The sequence below is a fragment of the Accumulibacter sp. genome, assembly GCF_036625195.1.
Taxonomy (GTDB): Bacteria; Pseudomonadota; Gammaproteobacteria; order Burkholderiales; family Rhodocyclaceae; genus Accumulibacter.
In genome coordinates this window covers 5,149,073-5,166,572 of sequence record NZ_JAZKUG010000001.1, presented here as the reverse complement: position 1 = coordinate 5,166,572, position 17,500 = coordinate 5,149,073, and the positions used below count along the sequence as shown (strand labels likewise).

At 65.9% G+C, this 17,500-nt stretch carries 11 protein-coding genes; all 11 read right to left on the bottom strand.

Annotated elements, in window-relative coordinates; genetic code table 11:
- Window positions 1-63: 63 nt before the first annotated feature.
- On the bottom strand, window positions 64-897 hold the full coding sequence (locus V5B60_RS21940; RefSeq protein WP_332350290.1) for an HDOD domain-containing protein: 834 nt from the start codon (window positions 895-897) through the stop codon (window positions 64-66).
- A 40-nt stretch (window positions 898-937) separates the two neighbouring features.
- The gene (locus V5B60_RS21935; protein ID WP_332350288.1) at window positions 938-2,065 is read right to left on the bottom strand and encodes a protein-glutamate methylesterase/protein-glutamine glutaminase; all 1,128 of its coding nucleotides are present in this window, start codon (window positions 2,063-2,065) and stop codon (window positions 938-940) included.
- Window positions 2,065-2,880, bottom strand: coding sequence for a CheR family methyltransferase (locus tag V5B60_RS21930; RefSeq protein WP_332350286.1), 816 nt, complete (start codon window positions 2,878-2,880; stop codon window positions 2,065-2,067). Before V5B60_RS21930 ends, V5B60_RS21935 begins: the two co-directional genes overlap by 1 nt.
- A 6-nt stretch (window positions 2,881-2,886) precedes the next feature.
- On the bottom strand, window positions 2,887-3,447 hold the full coding sequence (locus V5B60_RS21925; RefSeq protein WP_332350284.1) for a chemotaxis protein CheD: 561 nt from the start codon (window positions 3,445-3,447) through the stop codon (window positions 2,887-2,889).
- A 36-nt stretch (window positions 3,448-3,483) separates the two neighbouring features.
- The gene (locus V5B60_RS21920; RefSeq protein ID WP_332350282.1) at window positions 3,484-4,368 is read right to left on the bottom strand and encodes a PAS domain-containing protein; all 885 of its coding nucleotides are present in this window, start codon (window positions 4,366-4,368) and stop codon (window positions 3,484-3,486) included.
- Between the two features lie 13 nt (window positions 4,369-4,381).
- Window positions 4,382-7,159 (bottom strand): nitrate- and nitrite sensing domain-containing protein, encoded by a 2,778-nt coding sequence (locus V5B60_RS21915; RefSeq protein WP_332350280.1) that lies wholly within the window; start codon window positions 7,157-7,159, stop codon window positions 4,382-4,384.
- A complete protein-coding gene (locus V5B60_RS21910) occupies window positions 7,156-9,528 on the bottom strand; it encodes a methyl-accepting chemotaxis protein (protein ID WP_332350279.1) in 2,373 nt (790 codons plus the stop codon). Before V5B60_RS21910 ends, V5B60_RS21915 begins: the two co-directional genes overlap by 4 nt.
- 26 nt (window positions 9,529-9,554) lie before the next feature.
- Window positions 9,555-11,984 carry a methyl-accepting chemotaxis protein gene (locus V5B60_RS21905; protein WP_332350277.1) on the bottom strand — a complete coding sequence of 810 codons (2,430 nt, stop codon included), beginning with the start codon at window positions 11,982-11,984 and terminating at the stop codon, window positions 9,555-9,557.
- Between the two features lie 58 nt (window positions 11,985-12,042).
- Entirely contained in the window at window positions 12,043-12,639 is a 597-nt protein-coding gene (locus V5B60_RS21900; RefSeq protein WP_332350275.1) for a chemotaxis protein CheW, read from the bottom strand.
- Window positions 12,640-12,652: 13 nt separating this feature from the next.
- Window positions 12,653-15,112 (bottom strand): methyl-accepting chemotaxis protein, encoded by a 2,460-nt coding sequence (locus tag V5B60_RS21895; RefSeq protein ID WP_332350273.1) that lies wholly within the window; start codon window positions 15,110-15,112, stop codon window positions 12,653-12,655.
- A gap of 147 nt (window positions 15,113-15,259) precedes the next feature.
- Window positions 15,260-17,470, bottom strand: a complete 2,211-nt coding sequence (locus V5B60_RS21890; protein ID WP_332350271.1) for a chemotaxis protein CheA — start codon at window positions 17,468-17,470, stop codon at window positions 15,260-15,262.
- Between the last annotated feature and the right edge of the window lie 30 nt (window positions 17,471-17,500).

Sequence of the window (17,500 nt, the reverse complement as noted above, 5' to 3'; positions counted from 1 at the left end):
CGACGCCGCTGCATGGCGGCTTCCTTGGCGCCCGGCTCGGCTGCCCTGCCGTCCCGTGCGCCGTCAAGCCTGCAGCGCAGCCGTCAGCGAGGCGACATCCGCGGCCGATTCGCGCAGGATGTCGCGCAGCGTCTCTTCGCCGACGAGCAGGTCGATCGACGCCGCCATTCCTTCGCGCGGGCAGCCGTCGAGGTCGCGCAGCGGGCTCTCGACCGGCGCCAGTTCGTCGGCGAGCAGCAGCGTATCACCCAGCGTCGTCGGCGGCATGGCGAGAAAGCCCTGCCAGCAGACCTCGATGGCGTCGATGATCGGCTGCGGCACCGCCAGCGCCTTGAGCACCGCCCGTCCGACCTCGGCCTCGCCGCTCTCGCTCCAGGCGGGAAAATCCTCGTCGAGCAGACCCGGATGGTCGCGCGTGCGCGACACCAGGTAGAAGGCGCCGACTTCGTGCACGATGCCGGCGAACAGGGCCGTCTCCGGGTCGAGCCGTGTGACGCGGCGGGCGATGACCTGCGCCAGCGCGGCGACATGGGCGGTGTGTTGCCACAGCCGGTCGGCCAGTTCGCGGTCTCTTGCCGTCGCCGGCGCCGCCAGTTGCCGGCTGACGACGGCGCTGGCGAGTGCACGCAGATAGCGGAAGCCGAGCCGCAGGACCGCCGTGCGCACGTCGGTGATCGGTCGCCCGGAGCGGTTGCAGACGGTCGAGTTGGCGACGGCGACGACCTTCGCCGCCAGCAGCGGTTCGGCCTGCACCAGTCGCGCCGCGCGGTCGAGCGGGCAGTCGGGATCGTCGAGCGCGCGCTTGAGTTTCAGCGCCACGACGGCGCTGGTCGGGAAGCTGACCTCGCCGCGTTCGATCTCGGTGGCGATCTTCTTCAGGATTTCGTAACGTTCCACAGTCCTTCTCCACGGTCCTGGCGGATCGCCGGGGCGGCGATCAGCGGTCGGCGGCGACGAGCGCCGGGGCAATCTGCGACAGTGGCAGCACCCGCTCGACTCCGCCCAGTCTGATCGCCTCCCTGGGCATGCCGAAGACGACGCACGACGCTTCGTCCTGGGCGATCGTCACCGCACCGGTATCGCGCATCTCCTTCAGGCCGCGGGCGCCGTCGTCGCCCATGCCGGTCATGATCACGCCGACGGCGTTGCGGCCGGCGAAGCGGGCGACCGAACGGAAGAGTACGTCGACCGATGGCCGGTGACGATTGACCGGCGGCCCATCGACGACCTCGACGTGGTACTGGGCGCCGTTGCGCTTGAGCAGCATGTGGCGGCCACCGGGTGCGATCAGGGCACGCCCGGGCAGGACGCGGTCGTTGGAACGTGCCTCACGCACCTCGATCGCCGCCAGTGAATCGAGTCTTTCGGCGAACATCGCCGTGAAGCGCTCGGGCATGTGCTGCACGACGACGATTCCCGGCACGGTCTTCGGCAGGCTCGTCAGGATCGCCTCGAGCGCCTGCGTGCCGCCGGTCGAGGTGCCGATGGCGATCACCCGGTCGGTCGTCTGCAGCATTGGCGTCGTCGCGGCGGGCAAGATCACGTCGGCGCGGTGCAGCGCCTGTCCTGGCGCAAGGGGGGCAGCGGCGGTGCCGTGGGTGGCACCATTCGTGGCCGCTCCGCCGCGCAGCGCGCCGACGTTGGCGCGGGCGGCGGCACGCACGGCGGCGACGACATCGTCCGCAGAATCCTCGAGAAAGGTCTTCACCCCGAGCTTCGGTTTGCCGATGACGCTGAACGCGCCGGCCGCCAGCGCCTGCGCCAGAGTCTCACTGCCGGTGGTCACCAGGGACGAGCAGATGATCACCGGCGTCGGGCGCTCGGCCATCAGCGCGCGCAGGAACGAGAGACCGTCCATGCGCGGCATCTCGATGTCGAGAATGATCACGTCCGGCCAGCTCCGGCGCATCTTCTCCATCGCGAACAGCGGATCGGCAGCCGTTGCGACGAGTTCGATGTCATTGGTGCGGGTGACCGCCAGCGCCACCGCCTGGCGGACGACGGCCGAGTCGTCGACCACCAGCAGGCGAATCCTCGCACCCGCGATCGCCACTCGCCCGGCCATCACCCGGGCTTCCGGTAGATCGTCGGCCTGACCATCCGGAGGCCATCGGCGAGGCCATTCAGGGACTCCGCATGGCCGACGATGAAATGGCCGCCGGGCTTGAGGCACGGCAACATGTGGCCGATGACCTTGCGTTTCGTCTCGACGTCGAAGTAGATCATCACGTTGCGCAGGAAGATGACGTCGAAATGGCCAACGCCGCTGATCGGCTGCGTCAGGTTCACCTGCGCGAAGCGGACCCGTTCGCGAAGTCCGCTGTCGATCAGCAACTTGCCCTCCTGCCCGCGGACGCCCCTCAGGCAATACTTGCGCAGGCACGCCAGCGGGATTCCCGCGATGCGCTCCTGCGAGTAGACGCCGGCCCTCGCCTTTGCCAGCACGGTCAGGCTGATGTCCGAGCCGAACACCTCCCACGGCCGCTGCAGGCAGTACTCGGCGAGCACCATCGCCATCGAGTAGGCTTCCTCGCCGCTCGAACTGGCGCCGCTCCAGATGCGGAATGGGTTGCCTGCGCTCGCCTCCTGGCGCACCAGGTCGCGCAGGAAATCGAAGTGCTGCGGTTCGCGGAAGAAGTAGGTTTCGTTCGTCGTCAGCAGGTCGACCATCTTCTGCACTTCGTCGGGATCCCTGCCCGAGGACAGCAGCCGGTAGTACTCACTGTAGGTGAGCAGACCGTGATGCTCGAGGCGGCGACCGAGGCGGCCGACGAGCAGCACGCGCTTGGCGTCGGAGAGGCTGATTCCCGCGAGGCGGTGGATCAGTCGCTGGAAGAGGGCGAACTCCTGGTCGGTGATGGTCGGTCGGGAGGCGTGCATGTTCGCTCAGAAGAGTTCGATGTCCGCCTTCTTCGGCGCCACGAGCAGCGTGCTGGCGTAGGACCGTTCGGCTTCGACGATGCTCTGGCTGGTCTGCCCGCGTTTGCAGAAGACATCGCCGGTCTGTGGGTCGAGGATGACCTTGCGCGACCACGGCCCCATCAGGTCGGACGCCAGCAGGCTGATGCCTTCACGCGCCAGCCACTCGCGCGCGAACTCGGCATTGCGTTCGCCGATGCTGACGCCGGTGAGCGACGAAATCACGTTGCCACCGCCGAAGGCCTTGCCCTGCAGGCGCTGTTTCCTGGCTCCGCGGCCGAGCATGCCGTTCATCAGCGCCTCCATGCAGAAGTTGCCGCAGAGCAGGATGTCGAGATCCTGGTTCGCCGAGCGCTCGAAGCGCGGCAGCATGAAATGATTGAGACCACCGATGCGCAGCGCCGGATCCCAGAGGCAGACGGCGACGCACGAGCCGAGCAGCGTCGCGATCGGTCGTTCGCTTTCGATCGCCCAGCCGCCGGGGTTGACGTTGCGAGCCAATCGTTCGAGATTGCGGGGTGTGCTCATTCGATCCTCAGCACGCGACATCATCGCACATTTTGCTCACTGACCGTCCTCCGGTGGTCGGTGTGCGACCCAGGGATTGGACAGCGGACAACGGAGTGCCGTCACGTCGTCGTAGATGACGGCGACTTGGCCGTATTCGGGGCAGTACGCGGTGAGCCGATAATGGCGGTCGAGATCGCTGCGGAAGTCATCGTACTGCGCCCCGTCGCCGGTAAGGGCGACGGCCGCATAACGTTCGATCCAGCGGCGGTCGTGTTGCGGCACGACAGCTGTTGCGCAGCGGCCGATGATCCGCGATCGCTCGAGTCTGGTGATCGCTTCGAAAGCGGCATTGGCCTCGAGGAAGCGGTAGTCACAGGCGTTGCCGGCTGCGTCCAGGACGATCTCGTGCAGCGCGAAGCCGGAAGTCAGTGCTTCGAAGATGCCGCGGTAACGGCCTTCGCCGGCCGGCTCGCCGAGTTCCCCAGCGAGCTGTGCCGCCGGATGTCGGATGGTCAGGATCAGATAACGCGTTGCGACAGCCCTCGCGTGGCTGCCAACAGGAGTCAGCGACCAGTGCCAGCGGTCGAGATCACCGCCGTGTCCGGGTTGCGGCCGGCCAGGCCGCGCTGCGCGCGCCTGCCCCACTCCCGAATCGCGGACCTGGCGAAACATGGCCTCACTCGGGGCATGCGGAAAGAGTTCGAAGTACTTGCGACCAGGGAAGAATGCTGGCGGCTTGCCGATGGTTTCTGCATAGCTCTGGCTGACGCGCAGGAAAGCGAAATCCGCGTCGAGTACGGCAACCGAGATTCCGGCCTGCGTCAGGACCGTCGTCCACGGGTAACCCGCCTCGATGCCGGCCGTGAGGCGACGGTCGATTCTCGCTCGGGTCCTGCTGCTGGTTGCCTGTTCGGTCCGGGTTCGAGTGAGCTGGGTCATCGCAGGCTCCGTGTCAGAAACGCTCCAGGTCGTGTTCGGCAGTGGTGACGACTGTCGCTCGGTGACCGGTGGCATTCCCCGGCCTGCGGATCGCCGCCCCGGCCCGACCGCTGTCGGCGAGCTGGAAGAAGGTCATCAGCTGCTGCAACTGCTCGGCCTGGCTGCCCATTTCCTCGGCGGTGGCGGCGAGTTCCTCGGAGGCCGATGCGTTCTGCTGCGTCGCCTGGTTGAGCTGGCCCATGGCGCCGTTGATCTGTCCGACGCCGGAGGACTGCTCTTGCGAGGCGGAAGCGATTTCCTGGACGAGGTCGGAAGTCTTCTTGATCGAGGGGACGATTTCGGTCAGCAGGGAGCCGGCGCGTTCGGCGAGTTTGACCGAGTCCCTCGCGACGTTGCCGATTTCCTGCGCGGCGACCTGCGAGCGTTCGGCGAGTTTGCGGACTTCGGCGGCGACGACGGCGAAGCCCTTGCCGTGTTCGCCGGCGCGCGCCGCTTCGATGGCGGCGTTGAGCGCCAGCAGGTTGGTCTGGTAGGCGATGTCGTCGATGATGCCGATCTTCTCGGCAATGCTCTTCATCGCCTCGACGGTCCTGGCGACGGCGTCGCCGCCCTCGACGGCCTGTTTGGCGGCACTCGAGGCCATGCCGTCGGTGACTCTGGCGTTCTCGGTGTTCTGCACGATCGAGGCGCTCATCTGCTCCATGCTCGCGGTCGTTTCCTCGACCGAGGCGGCTTGCTCGCTCGACGACTGTGACAGCGACCGGGCGGTGGCGGACACCTGTCCGGAGGCGTTCGAGAGGTTGTCTGCGGCGGAGCGCACCTCGTCGATGGTCTCGATGAACTTGGCGACCGTCTGGTTGATGGCGTTCTTCAACTCGTCGAAGTCGCCCTGGTAGCTGGAGGAGATGGTCTGGGTGAGATCGCCTTCGGCCATCGCCCCCATGATGCGGCGGACCTCGTTGATCGGCCCGATGACGTTGTCGAGGGTGTCGTTGACCCCGGCGACGACCTTGCGGAAATCGCCCTGATGGCGGCTCGCGTCGGCGCGCGTGGCGAGCCTGCCGGCACCCGCCGCCGCGGAGAGCATGGTGGCGTCGGCGACCAGCGCATTGACCGCGTCGATGCAGGTGTTGAGATTGTTCCCCAGGGCGTTGAAGTCACCGCTGTAGCGTTCGCTGATCTTCGGCGGGATGTCGCCGCGCGAGATGCGGTCGACGGTGTGCGCGGCGACCGTGATCGGGTTGATCACGGCGTCCAGCGTGTCGTTCACGCCGACGACGATCTTCTGAAAGTCACCCTGGTGCCTGGCGGGATCCGCGCGTGTGGAAAGTTTGCCGTCGACGGCGGCCTGCGCCAGTAGCGTGGCGTCGGCGACCAGCGCACTGACGGCATCGATGCAGGTATTGAGGTTCGTCTTGATGACGTTGAAGTCACCGTTGTAGGGATCGGTGATTCGCGGCGGGATGTCGCCCCTGGAGATACGGTCGACGGTACTGGCGGCGACCTTGAGTGGGCCGATGACCGCATCGAGCGTATCGTTGACGCCCTTGACGACTTTTCCGTAGTCGCCCTGATGGCTGGCCGCGTCGGCACGTGTCGCGAGCTTGCCGTCGACGGCGGCACGAGCCAGCTGGTCGGCATCGGCGACGAGTCGCTGAACCGATGTCTGGATGGCGGTGGCGGCTCTGGCCAGGAGTCCGACCTCATCCTGGCGAGCAAGCGTGATCGTCTGGCTGAGGTCGCCATCGGCAATTCTCAGCGCCGCCGAGGTGACGGTCTGTACGTCGCGCAGCATGCCTGCGAGCATCCAGGTGAGCGACCCGGACAAGAGACCGGCGATGAGCGTGAGTGCAATGGCGAGCGCCATGGCATTTCGTGAGTCCCGGTACTCGCCCTCCGCGGCAGCGACGGTCCGGCTGGCAAGCCTGTCTTCGAGCGCCTTCATGGCGTCGATCTTCCTGGTGATCGTCGCTGCCCACTCGCCTGGCACGATGCCGAAATTGCCGTCGTTGGCGGAGTCGAGTGCGATCTTGCGCATCGCGGCCGCATTCCTGGAAAAGTCCGCGGCGAGCAGGTCGTCGAGCGTTCCGATCAGATCCTGGTCCGAAGAAAGCGTGCGGAAGGTGTCGAGGTGCGTATTCTGGTTCGTCACGATGCCGAGCAGCCGATGCAGGACCGTGTCGGACATTGGCAAGTCGGTGGAAAAGGCGCCATTGAGCGTCGCGCGTTCCCGCCCGGTGTACTCCTTGGCCTGGACCAAGCCGTTGTAGGCGATGAAACGGCGCACCATCTCGGCGTTTGTCAAGGTCGGCGCGACCTGCGCGACGGCGGCGAGGTTGCCGTCGATCAGGCGCGTGTAGAAGTCGAAGGACTCGCTGCCCGAGATCACCAGGCCGCTCACCCGCTGCCGGCGCTCGGCGAGTTGCTCGCCGAAATCGGCCGCTTCCTTGAGACGACCGACGAACTGCGCGGGCAGCGCGCTCGCCCGTTCCGTCCGGATTCTCACCAGCGCTTGTGCGCGTGCGTCGGTGAGCCTGCGCTGGCCAAGCAGCTCGTCGGCGAACTTCTGGCCTTGCGAGGCGATGAAGCCGGCAGAGAGACCGCGTTCCTTCTGCAGTTCGTGCACCAGATCGCTGGTGGCGACGGCGACCTCGCTCACGGCCAGCAGTTGGCCGTTTTCCTGCATCACGCGATGGTTCGTGACGACCGCAGCGAGCAGGTAGGCGGCAAAGCCGATACCCAGGAGGCTGGTCATCGCCAACAGCCGAACGCGGATCGAGCGCAGGTTCATGATTGTGCCGTCCCGTCCGGGCGCGCCTTGCCCGCCGACGAACGCCGACGGCCGGCCAGCGTGAAGAAGTTCATCGTCTGCTGGAGTTGAGCGGCCTGCGCGCCGAGTTCCTCGGCGGTGGCGGCGAGTTCCTCGGAGGCCGCGGCGTTTTGCTGCGTCGCCTGGTTGAGCTGGTGCATGGCGCCGTCGATCTGGCCGACGCCGGTGGATTGTTCGGAGGATGCGCGGGCAATCTCCTGCACCCGCTCGGAGGTCTTGCCGATGGTCGGTACCATCTCGCCGAGCAGATTGCCGGCGCGTTCGGCCTGCCTGACCGACGAACTGGCGAGGTTGCTGATTTCCTGCGCGGCGACCTGAGAACGCTCGGCGAGCTTGCGTACTTCGGCGGCGACGACGGCGAAACCCTTGCCGTGTTCGCCGGCGCGCGCGGCCTCGATGGCCGCATTGAGTGCCAGCAGGTTGGTCTGGTAGGCGATGTCGTCGATGATGCCGATCTTGCCGGCGATGCGCTTCATGTCGTCGACCGTCCTGCCGACGGCTTCGCCGCCGTCGGCCGCCTGCCTCGCGGCAGTCGCCGCCATGCCGTCGGTGAGGCGGGCGCTGTCGGTGTTGCGGGAGATCGAAGCCGCCATCTGCGCCATTGACGAAGTCGTCCCCTCGACCGAGGCGGCCTGCTGGCTCGCCGACTGCGACAGCGCCTGCGCGGTGGCCGAGACCTGAGCGGCGGCGTTCGAGAGGTTGTCGGCAGCCGTACGGACCTCATTGATGATCTCGACCAGGCGGACGATGGTCTGGTTGATGGTGGATTTCAGCTCGTCGAAGTCGCCGCGGTAAGCGGTGACGATCGTCTGCGACAGGTCGCCGCCAGCGATCGCACTCATGATGCGGCGGACTTCCGCGATCGGCTCGACGACCTCGTCGAGCGTGTCGTTGACGCCGGCGACGATCTTCCGGAAGTCGCCCTGGTGCCGGGATGCATCGGCGCGTGTGGCAAGCCTGCCCTGCATGGCGGCGTCTGCCAGCATGGCGGCGTCGGCGACGAGCGCGTTGACCGCGTCGATGCAGGTGTTGAGGTTGTTCTTGAGGAGGTCGAAGTCGCCGTTGTAGGGATCGCTGATCTTGGCCGGGATGTCGCCGCGGGCGATGCGGTCGACGGTGGCGGCGGCGACGTTGAGTGGGCCGATCACGGCGTCGAGCGTGTCGTTGACGCCGCTGACGATCTTCCGGAAGTCGCCCTGGTGCCTGGCGGCGTCGGCGCGCGTGGCGAGCTTGCCGTCCACGGCGGCACGGGCGAGGCGTGCGGCGTCGGTGACCAGCGCATTGATGGCGTCGATGCAGGTGTTGAGGTTGTTCTTGAGGATGTTGAAGTCACCGTTGTAGGCGTCGCTGATCTTTGCCGGAATGTCGCCCCGGGCGATGCGGTCGACGGTGGTGGCAGCGACGTTGAGCGGACTGATCACGGCATCCAGCGTGTCATTGACGCCCTCGACGACCTTGCGGAAGTCGCCCTGGTGGCGGGTCGCGTCGGCGCGTGTCGCCAGCTTGCCGGCGACGGCGGCACTGGCCAGCAGGTTGGTGTCCGCAAGCATGCGCTGTACCGAAGCCTTCACTCCGGCAACGGCTGCCCCCAGCTGGCCGACTTCGTCCCGGGCCTCGACGTCGAGATCAAAGTTGAAGTCGCCTTTGGCCATGCTGTTTGCCGCCTCGACGAGCAGATTGACTGGACGGGTGATGCTGCGCATGCTGATCCAGGAGACAAGCAGGGTCGTCAGCACGGCCACGGCACCCAGAATCGCGATCAGGCGCTCCGCTGTGGCGGACATCTCCTCGGCATTCCTGCCGGTCTCGATCATTCTGTCGGACAGATAGCCGATCAGGTCATTGACGCCGCTGATGTGCTGGTTCTGCGTCTTGCGCAAGCTGGTGAGCATGAAGTCGACGGCCTCATCCCGCTTGCCGGTGCTAACCAGATCAAGGAAGGCTTTCTGGTCATTCTCATAAGCTGTCCGCTCGTCGTCGACTTTGGCCATCAGTTTCCTGTCGGGCACCGTGACCATCGCCTTGTGCAGCTTGGCGAAGCCCGCGGCGATCTTCTGGCGCGCTTCACTGACACGCTCGAGCTCTTTGCGGACTTCCTGCGGCTGCCTGACCAGCAGTGTATTGCGCAGCGCGCGGGCGATGATGTTGAGTTGGTCGACGATGTCGTGGGCGGTAGCGGTTGTCGGGTATCGGTGGCGGACGATGTCCTCGATTTGCGTATTGAGCTCCTCGAGCCTGGAATAGGCAAGGGTGGAGACCAGGATCAGCAAGCCAAGTACAGCGCCAAAACCCACTCCGAGCCGGACGCCAATTCTCAGATTCTTGAACATGTTTCGACCTTGTAAGTGGGCAGACGTCAATGGTTCTCAGGCGCGACGCCGGTGACGCGTGCCGACGCTGGTCGCGAGCCGGCCCTCGCCTTGCCTCCGGCGCCGGGATGCGCGACCTTCTGCCTCCTGCGGGAGCCATCGGCCAGCGTGAAGAAGTTCATCGTCTGCTGGAGTTGGGCGGCCTGCGCGCCGAGTTCCTCGGCGGTGGCGGCGAGTTCCTCGGAGGCCGCGGCGTTCTGCTGCGTTGCCTGGTTGAGCTGGTGCATGGCGCCGTCGATCTGGCCGACGCCAGCGGATTGTTCGGCGGATGCGCGGGCGATCTCCTGCACCCGCTCGGAGGTCTTGCCGATCGTCGGTACCATCTCGCCGAGCAGATTGCCGGCGCGTTCGGCCTGCCTGACCGACGAACTGGCGAGGTTGCTGATTTCCTGCGCGGCGACCTGCGAACGCTCGGCGAGCTTGCGTACTTCGGCGGCGACGACGGCGAAACCCTTGCCGTGTTCGCCGGCGCGCGCGGCTTCGATGGCCGCATTGAGTGCCAGCAGGTTGGTCTGGTAGGCGATGTCGTCGATGATGCCGATCTTGCCGGCGATGCGCTTCATGTCGTCGACCGTTCTGCCGACGGCTTCGCCGCCGTCGGCCGCCTGCCTCGCGGCAGTCGCCGCCATGCCGTCGGTGAGCCGGGCGCTGTCCGTGTTGCGGGAGATCGAAGCCGCCATCTGCGCCATTGACGAAGTCGTCCCCTCGACCGAGGCGGCCTGCTCGCTCGCCGACTGTGACAGCGCCTGCGCGGTGGCGGAGACCTGGCCGGCGGCATTCGAGAGGTTGTCGGCGGCCGTACGGACCTCATTGATGATCTCGACCAGGCGGACGATGGTCTGGTTGATGGTGGATTTCAGCTCGTCGAAGTCGCCGCGGTAAGCGGTGACGATCGTCTGCGACAGGTCGCCGCCAGCGATCGCACTCATGATGCGGCGGACTTCCGCGATCGGCTCGACGACCTCGTCGAGCGTGTCGTTGACGCCGGCGACGATCTTCCGAAAGTCGCCCTGGTGCCGGGATGCATCGGCGCGTGTGGCAAGCCTGCCCTGCATGGCGGCGTCTGCCAGCATGGCGGCGTCGGCGACGAGCGCGTTGACCGCGTCGATGCAGGTGTTGAGGTTGTTCTTGAGGAGGTCGAAGTCGCCGTTGTAGGGATCGCTGATCTTGGCCGGGATGTCGCCGCGGGCGATGCGGTCGACGGTGGCGGCGGCGACGTTGAGTGGGCCGATCACGGCGTCGAGCGTGTCGTTGACGCCGCTGACGATCTTCCGGAAGTCGCCCTGGTGCCTGGCGGCGTCGGCGCGCGTGGCGAGCTTGCCGTCCACGGCGGCACGGGCGAGGCGTGCGGCGTCGGTGACCAGCGCATTGATGGCGTCGATGCAGGTGTTGAGGTTGTTCTTGAGGATGTTGAAGTCACCGTTGTAGGCGTCGCTGATCTTTGCCGGAATGTCGCCCCGGGCGATGCGGTCGACGGTGGTGGCAGCGACGTTGAGCGGACTGATCACGGCATCCAGCGTGTCATTGACGCCCTCGACGACCTTGCGGAAGTCGCCCTGGTGGCGGGTCGCGTCGGCGCGTGTCGCCAGCTTGCCGGCGACGGCGGCACTGGCCAGGCTCATCGTGTCGGAAGTCAGCGTGTGAATGGCGGTGGACATTCGCTTCATGGCCGAGAGCAGGCTGCTGGTATCTCCCGTACGTACCACGATGGCGGTGGAAATGTCGCCCCGGGAGATGCGATTGGCGATCGCGGTGGCCAGCGCGGGTTCGCCGCCGAGAACCCGCAGCACAAAGCGGCGAATGAAGAAAGCGAAGAGGGCGATGAGCGGGAAGCAAAGCAGCGCCGCCGTGCTGATCCCCTGCCACATGAGCGTGCTGACGGCCGCGTCGACCTTGTTCAGCGAGATCTTCATGCTGACCAGCCCGAGAGGTGTCCCGACTTCCGCGATGTGGCAGCCGGTGCAGTCCTTGCCGAGATAGTTCGTGGACGCCAGCGTCGGCCGGACAACGCGCAGATAGTGGCCAATCTCGGTATCCCGCTCGATGCGCAGAATCTCCTTGCGCTGGGTCAGTGCCTCCCTCTCCAGCGCATCCAGTACGCGGATGGCCTGACCGCCATCACCGAACTGGCTGATGACCGCTTGGCTGCGGATCACTTGCAGGTCCTTGATGACGGACAGCTCCTTGATCTGGTCGAGAAAGACCTCGCGCTGTCCCACCGTGCCGGTGATCATCATTCCGGTCAGGCCGGCCATCGTCATCTCGTGAATACTGTTCGAGAAATCCTCCGCCTGCTCGAGAATCGTCTGGCGATTGACCCTGGTTTCCCAAGCGATCAGGCTGCCGAGCGCGAGCGCCAGCATCAGCCAGATGGCCACGGTCAGGCGCAGCCAGACAGGCATCGTGGAAAGAGTCATCGCCATTTCTCCCTCGGTCAGGCGCATGGCCGGGCCGCGCTTGCCCGGAAATGGTCGCTCAGCCTGGCGTCGGCATCGCCGTCGCGTCGGCAACGGCTTCCGTGCCCGTCAGCTGCGCGATTTCCTCGACCGACAATACCCGGTTGATGTTGAGCAGGATGACGAACTTGCCGCCGACATTGCCCATCCCGAAGATGAAGTCGGCGCGGATCCTGGCCCCGAACGACGGTGGCGGTTCGATGTCGCTGCCGGGGATCTCGAGCACTTCCGAGACCGCGTCCACCATGATGCCGATGTCGTGACGCAGGTCGTTCTCCGTGACCTCGACGATGACGATGCAGGTGCGCTTGCCGACCTGACTCTGGGCGTGTCCGAAACGTGCCGAGAGGTCGATCACCGGCACGACACTCCCGCGCAGGTTGATGACGCCGCGAATGAACGGCGGCATCATGGGAATCTCGGTCAGGTTGCCGTACTCGATGATCTCCTTGACGTTGAGGATGCCGACGGCGAACATCTCGCCGCCAAGCAGGAAGGTGAGGTATTGCTGGGGAGCGTCGGCGGCCGCCTGCCTGGCCTGCAGGGCGGCTGCCTGCTGCCTGGCGACCGGGTTGGCGGCACCGCCTGCGGGCCGGGCATGGGTGAGCTGGGTCATCGCGGGCTCCTGGTCAGAATCGCTCGAAATCGTGTTCGGCGGCGGCGACGGCGGCGACGCGTGCCGACCCCTTGGCGCGCGGCGCAGCGACGACGACCGGTTGGCGACCGGTGGCATTCCCCGGCCTGCGGATCGCCGCCCCGGCCCGACCGCTGTCGGCGAGTTGGAAGAAGGTCATCAGCTGCTGCAACTGCTCGGCCTGGCTGCCCATTTCCTCGGCGGTGGCGGCGAGTTCCTCGGAGGCCGATGCGTTCTGCTGCGTCGCCTGGTTGAGCTGGCCCATGGCGCCGTTGATCTGTCCGACGCCGGAGGACTGCTCTTGCGAGGCGGAAGCGATTTCCTGGACGAGGTCGGAAGTCTTCTTGATCGAGGGGACGATTTCGGTCAGCAGGGAGCCGGCGCGTTCGGCGAGTTTGACCGAGTCCTTGGCGACGTTGCCGATTTCCTGCGCGGCGACCTGCGAGCGTTCGGCGAGTTTGCGGACTTCGGCGGCGACGACGGCGAAGCCCTTGCCGTGTTCGCCGGCGCGCGCCGCTTCGATGGCGGCGTTGAGCGCCAGCAGGTTGGTCTGGTAGGCGATGTCGTCGATGATGCCGATCTTCTCGGCAATGCTCTTCATCGCCTCGACGGTCCTGGCGACGGCGTCGCCGCCCTCGACGGCCTGCTTGGCGGCACTCGAGGCCATGCCGTCGGTGACTCTGGCGTTCTCGGTGTTCTGCACGATCGAGGCGCTCATCTGCTCCATGCTCGCGGTCGTTTCCTCGACCGAGGCGGCTTGCTCGCTCGACGACTGTGACAGCGACTGGGCGGTGGCGGACACCTGTCCGGAGGCGTTCGAGAGGTTGTCTGCGGCGGAGCGCACCTCGCCGATGGTCTCGATGAACTTGGCGACAGTCTGGTTGATGGCGTTCTTCAACTCGTCGAAGTCGCCCTGGTAGCTGGAGGAGATGGTCTGGGTGAGGTCACCTTCGGCCATCGCTCCCATGATGCGGCGGACCTCGTTGATCGGTCCGATGACGTTGTCGAGGGTGTCGTTGACCCCGGCGACGACCTTGCGGAAATCGCCCTGATGGCGGCTCGCGTCGGCGCGCGTGGCGAGCCTGCCGGCACCCGCCGCCGCGGAGAGCATGGTGGCGTCGGCGACCAGCGCATTGACCGCGTCGATGCAGGCATTGAGGTTGTGCTTGATGATGTTGTAGTCGCCGCGATAGCTGTCGCTGATCTTCGGTGGGATGTCACCCTTGGAGATGCGGTCGACGTAGCTGGCGGTGACGTTGAGCGGGGTGACGATGTTGGTGATGGTGTCGTTGACGCCCTTGACGAGTTGGTTCCAGCCGCCGACGAAAAGGTCGGCGTTGGCGCGCTTGCCGAGCTCGCCGTCGGCGGCGGCGCGGATGATGATTTCGGTCTGGGCGAGCAGCTCGCTCATCATCCGGACCATGTTGTTGAGGTTGGTCTTGATGAGGTTGAAGTCGCCGTTGTAGCTGTCGGTGATGACCGGCGGGATGACCCCTTTCGCGATGTCGTCCACATAGCGGGCGGTGACGTTGAGCGGGTTGATGACGGCGTCAAGGGTGTCGTTGACGCCCTTGACCACCTTCTGGAAGTCGCCCTGATGCTTCGTGGCGTCGGCGCGCGTCGCCAGCTTGCCGTCGACGGCGGCCTTGGCCAACATGTCGGCATCGGCGATCATCCGCTGCACGCCAGCCTGGACCGCGTGCACGCCTTTCGCCAGTTGGCCGATTTCGTCCCGGCTGTCGATGTCGAGCTTGAAGTCGAAGTCGCCGGACGCCATCTTGCCGGTCGCGACGACCATCTTGCTGGTTGGGCCGGTGATCGAGCGGGTGATCAGGAAGGCGAGCAGGCTGCCGACCAGCACGGCGACAGCAGTGAGGCCGAGAATCAGTGTGCGGGTCGATGCGGCCAGGTTTTCCGCTTCGGCGCCGACCTTCTCCGCCAGTTCGGTCTGGTAGTCGAGGAAGCTGTTGACGGATTTGACATAGGCGTCGAAAGCGGGGCGGTAACTGTCGTTGAAGTACTTGATCGCCTCGTCCCATTGCTGCGCCTTGATCATCTCCTCGACTTTCAGGGAAGCGGCGACGTAAGCCTTGCGCCCGTCCTTGGCGGTATCGAGGAGGGTCTTGCCCCTGTCGCCGTAGCTGAACTTGTCGAGCCCGTCGAAGAGTGCCGTGACCGTCTTCCTTCCTTCGGTGACCTTCTCCATTTCACTGCGCGTCGCTGCGTCGTTGCGCAGCAGCAACATGTTGCGGTGCCAGCGGCCAACCCCGTTGATGGCATCGATGACGTCGTTTCCGAGCTTGGTCTTGACGTTCTTGTCCTTGACCAGTCCGGTGATTTCGCTCTGCAGTTCACCGACCCGGGTGACGCCGATGGTGGCAACGATGACCAGCAGCACCAGGGCGATGGCGAAGCCGATGCTGAGGCGGATGCCGATCTTGAGATTGGAAAGCATGGTGAGACCTCTCTGAGGATGGATCGAAGGACGACTGGATGGTGCAGCCCGGGTGGCGTGGGCGTTGCTTCAGGGCGGCCGGTGTGGGGAACCGATCGGTTTGACGAACTGCCGGTCGGCGCGAGGCGTAGTCATGTCGGCCTCCCTTCAGGCGATCGCGGCTGGTGAGCGCTGCAACAGACGCTGGCCCTCGCGAGCGCTGGCGCGTTCGACCAGCGCCGGCACGTCGACGATCAGCGCGACCTCGCCGGTGCCCAGGATCGTCGAACCGCCGATGCCGCGCAGGTGCTTGAAGAGCGCGCCAAGCGGCTTGATCACGGTCTGGAATTCGCCGAGGAGGGTGTCGACGACGAGGCCGGCCTTGTGCCCGGCGTACTGGACGATGACCACGTTCTGACGACTGGGAACTTCGCCGCCGATGTCGAACAGTTCGCGCAGGCGGACGAAGGGGAGCACCTCGCCGCGCAGGTTGAGATAGTTGCGCTCGCCCGGAACGTTGGCGAGCTCGATGCACTCGACGACCGAGTCGAGCGGCACGACGTAGGAAGCTCTGCCGACGCCGGTCAGGAAGCCGTCGATGATCGCCAGCGTCAGCGGCAGGCGGATGGTGAAGGTCGAGCCTTCGCCCTCGATCGAGGCGACCTCGACACTGCCGCGCAAGGACTGGATGTTGCGCCGGACGACGTCCATGCCGACGCCTCGGCCGGAGATGTTGGTCACCTGGTCGGCGGTCGAGAAGCCGGCTTCGAAGATCAGGTTGGTGATTTCCTGGTCGCTGAGTGTCGTGCCGGCGTCGATCAGCCCCTTGTCGATCGCCTTGGCGCGGATCTTGTCGCGCGGCAGGCCGCCGCCGTCGTCGATGACCTCGATGACGATGCTTCCCGAGTCGTGATAGGCGTTGAGCTGCACCGTGCCGTTCTCGGGTTTGCCGCGCTCGGCGCGTAGCGCCGCCGCTTCGATGCCGTGGTCGATGGCATTGCGCACCAGATGCATCAGTGGGTCGCCGAGTTTTTCGACGACCGACTTGTCGAGTTCGGTTTCGCCGCCGGTGATGACGAGGTCGATGCTCTTGCCCATCTCGCGCGAGCTGTCGCGGACGACGCGGTTGAAGCGGTTGAAGGTGTCGCCGATCTGGACCATGCGCAGTTGCAGCGCCGAGTCGCGGATGTCCTCGACCAGTCGCAGGAGGATCGAGGTCGATTCCATCAGATCGGACTGGCCGCTGCGCTGTGCGAGCAGGTTGGCGCCGGCGCCGGCGATGACCATCTCGCCGACGAGATCGATCAACTGGTCGAGCTTGTCGGCGTGGATGCGCACCATGCGCGCCTCGACCGCCTTCTTTTCGGCGACGACGCTCTGCCGGCTGGCGGCGGCGTCGACGAGCTCGCGGTGTACCACCTTCTGCTCGACGAGGATGTCGCCGATCGGCATCTGCTGTGGCGCGTCGCCAGCGGCCGCCGTGCTCGCGCTGCGCGCTTGCAGTGACAATCCGGCGTCGAGTTCGGCCTGCGTCAGGGCGCCGGAGCGAACCAGGATTTCGCCGAGGCGCATCGCGTCTTCGGGGAGCGCGTTGATCAGCTCGATGTACTCGCTGATCTTCGAGTGTGGCGGCAGGATGCGCAGCGCGCAGTCATCGCGGACGAACTCGAAGACCTGCTCGATCTGTGCTTTCGAGGCACGTGTCTGAAAGTGGATCTCGAAGCCGAGATAGCAGCACTCGGGGTCCATTTCCGTTGCCGCGGGCATGCCATCGGCCAGCGTGGTGATGGCGATGATCTCGCCGAGCGAACTCAGGTACTGCAGGAACGACAGCGGGTCCATGCCGTTTCGCAGCACTCCGGGGCCGAAGCGTATCGAGATGTGCCAGGCGTCGGTATTGACGACCCCGCCGCCCGACGATTCGAGATCGCTGCTCTGCTCGACCGGCAGCTCGTCGTTCGGGGCGCCGTTGACATCGGTCGCGCGCATGCCGCCGAGGAACTGTTCGCTCAGCGTCGCCAACAGCGCATCGCCACGTGCCTGCACCTCGGTGTCGGGTTGCGGCCGGCCGGCGGCGAGGACGTCGAGCAGGGCGCCGATGTGGTCGCAGCACTCGAGCATCACGGTCGACAGCTCGCCGCTGACCGGGATTTCGCCGTTGCGCAGCTTGTCGAGGACGTTCTCGACCTTGTGCGTGAAGGCCTCGATGAAGTGGCATTCGACGACGCCGGAGCCGCCCTTGATGGTGTGCGCGGCGCGGAAGATCGCCTTCAGGTTGTCGGCGTCGTCAGGGTTCTGCTCGAGCCGCAGCAGGCCGTCTTCCATGGCGATCAACTGGTCGCGGCTTTCATTGACGAAGGTGCTGGTCAGCTCATCCATTCTGCTTCCTCATCAGGGCGGTTCGCAGGG

Excerpts from the sequence above, each read along its gene's own strand:
- V5B60_RS21935 (WP_332350288.1), bottom strand. The coding sequence starts at position 2,065 with ATGGCCGGGCGAGTGGCGATCGCGGGTGCGAGGATTCGCCTGCTGGTG.
- V5B60_RS21930 (WP_332350286.1), bottom strand. The coding sequence starts at position 2,880 with ATGCACGCCTCCCGACCGACCATCACCGACCAGGAGTTCGCCCTCTTC.
- V5B60_RS21925 (WP_332350284.1), bottom strand. The coding sequence starts at position 3,447 with ATGAGCACACCCCGCAATCTCGAACGATTGGCTCGCAACGTCAACCCC.
- V5B60_RS21920 (WP_332350282.1), bottom strand. The coding sequence starts at position 4,368 with ATGACCCAGCTCACTCGAACCCGGACCGAACAGGCAACCAGCAGCAGG.
- V5B60_RS21915 (WP_332350280.1), bottom strand. The coding sequence starts at position 7,159 with ATGAACCTGCGCTCGATCCGCGTTCGGCTGTTGGCGATGACCAGCCTC.
- V5B60_RS21910 (WP_332350279.1), bottom strand. The coding sequence starts at position 9,528 with ATGTTCAAGAATCTGAGAATTGGCGTCCGGCTCGGAGTGGGTTTTGGC.
- V5B60_RS21905 (WP_332350277.1), bottom strand. The coding sequence starts at position 11,984 with ATGACTCTTTCCACGATGCCTGTCTGGCTGCGCCTGACCGTGGCCATC.
- V5B60_RS21900 (WP_332350275.1), bottom strand. The coding sequence starts at position 12,639 with ATGACCCAGCTCACCCATGCCCGGCCCGCAGGCGGTGCCGCCAACCCG.
- V5B60_RS21895 (WP_332350273.1), bottom strand. The coding sequence starts at position 15,112 with ATGCTTTCCAATCTCAAGATCGGCATCCGCCTCAGCATCGGCTTCGCC.
- V5B60_RS21890 (WP_332350271.1), bottom strand. The coding sequence starts at position 17,470 with ATGGATGAGCTGACCAGCACCTTCGTCAATGAAAGCCGCGACCAGTTG.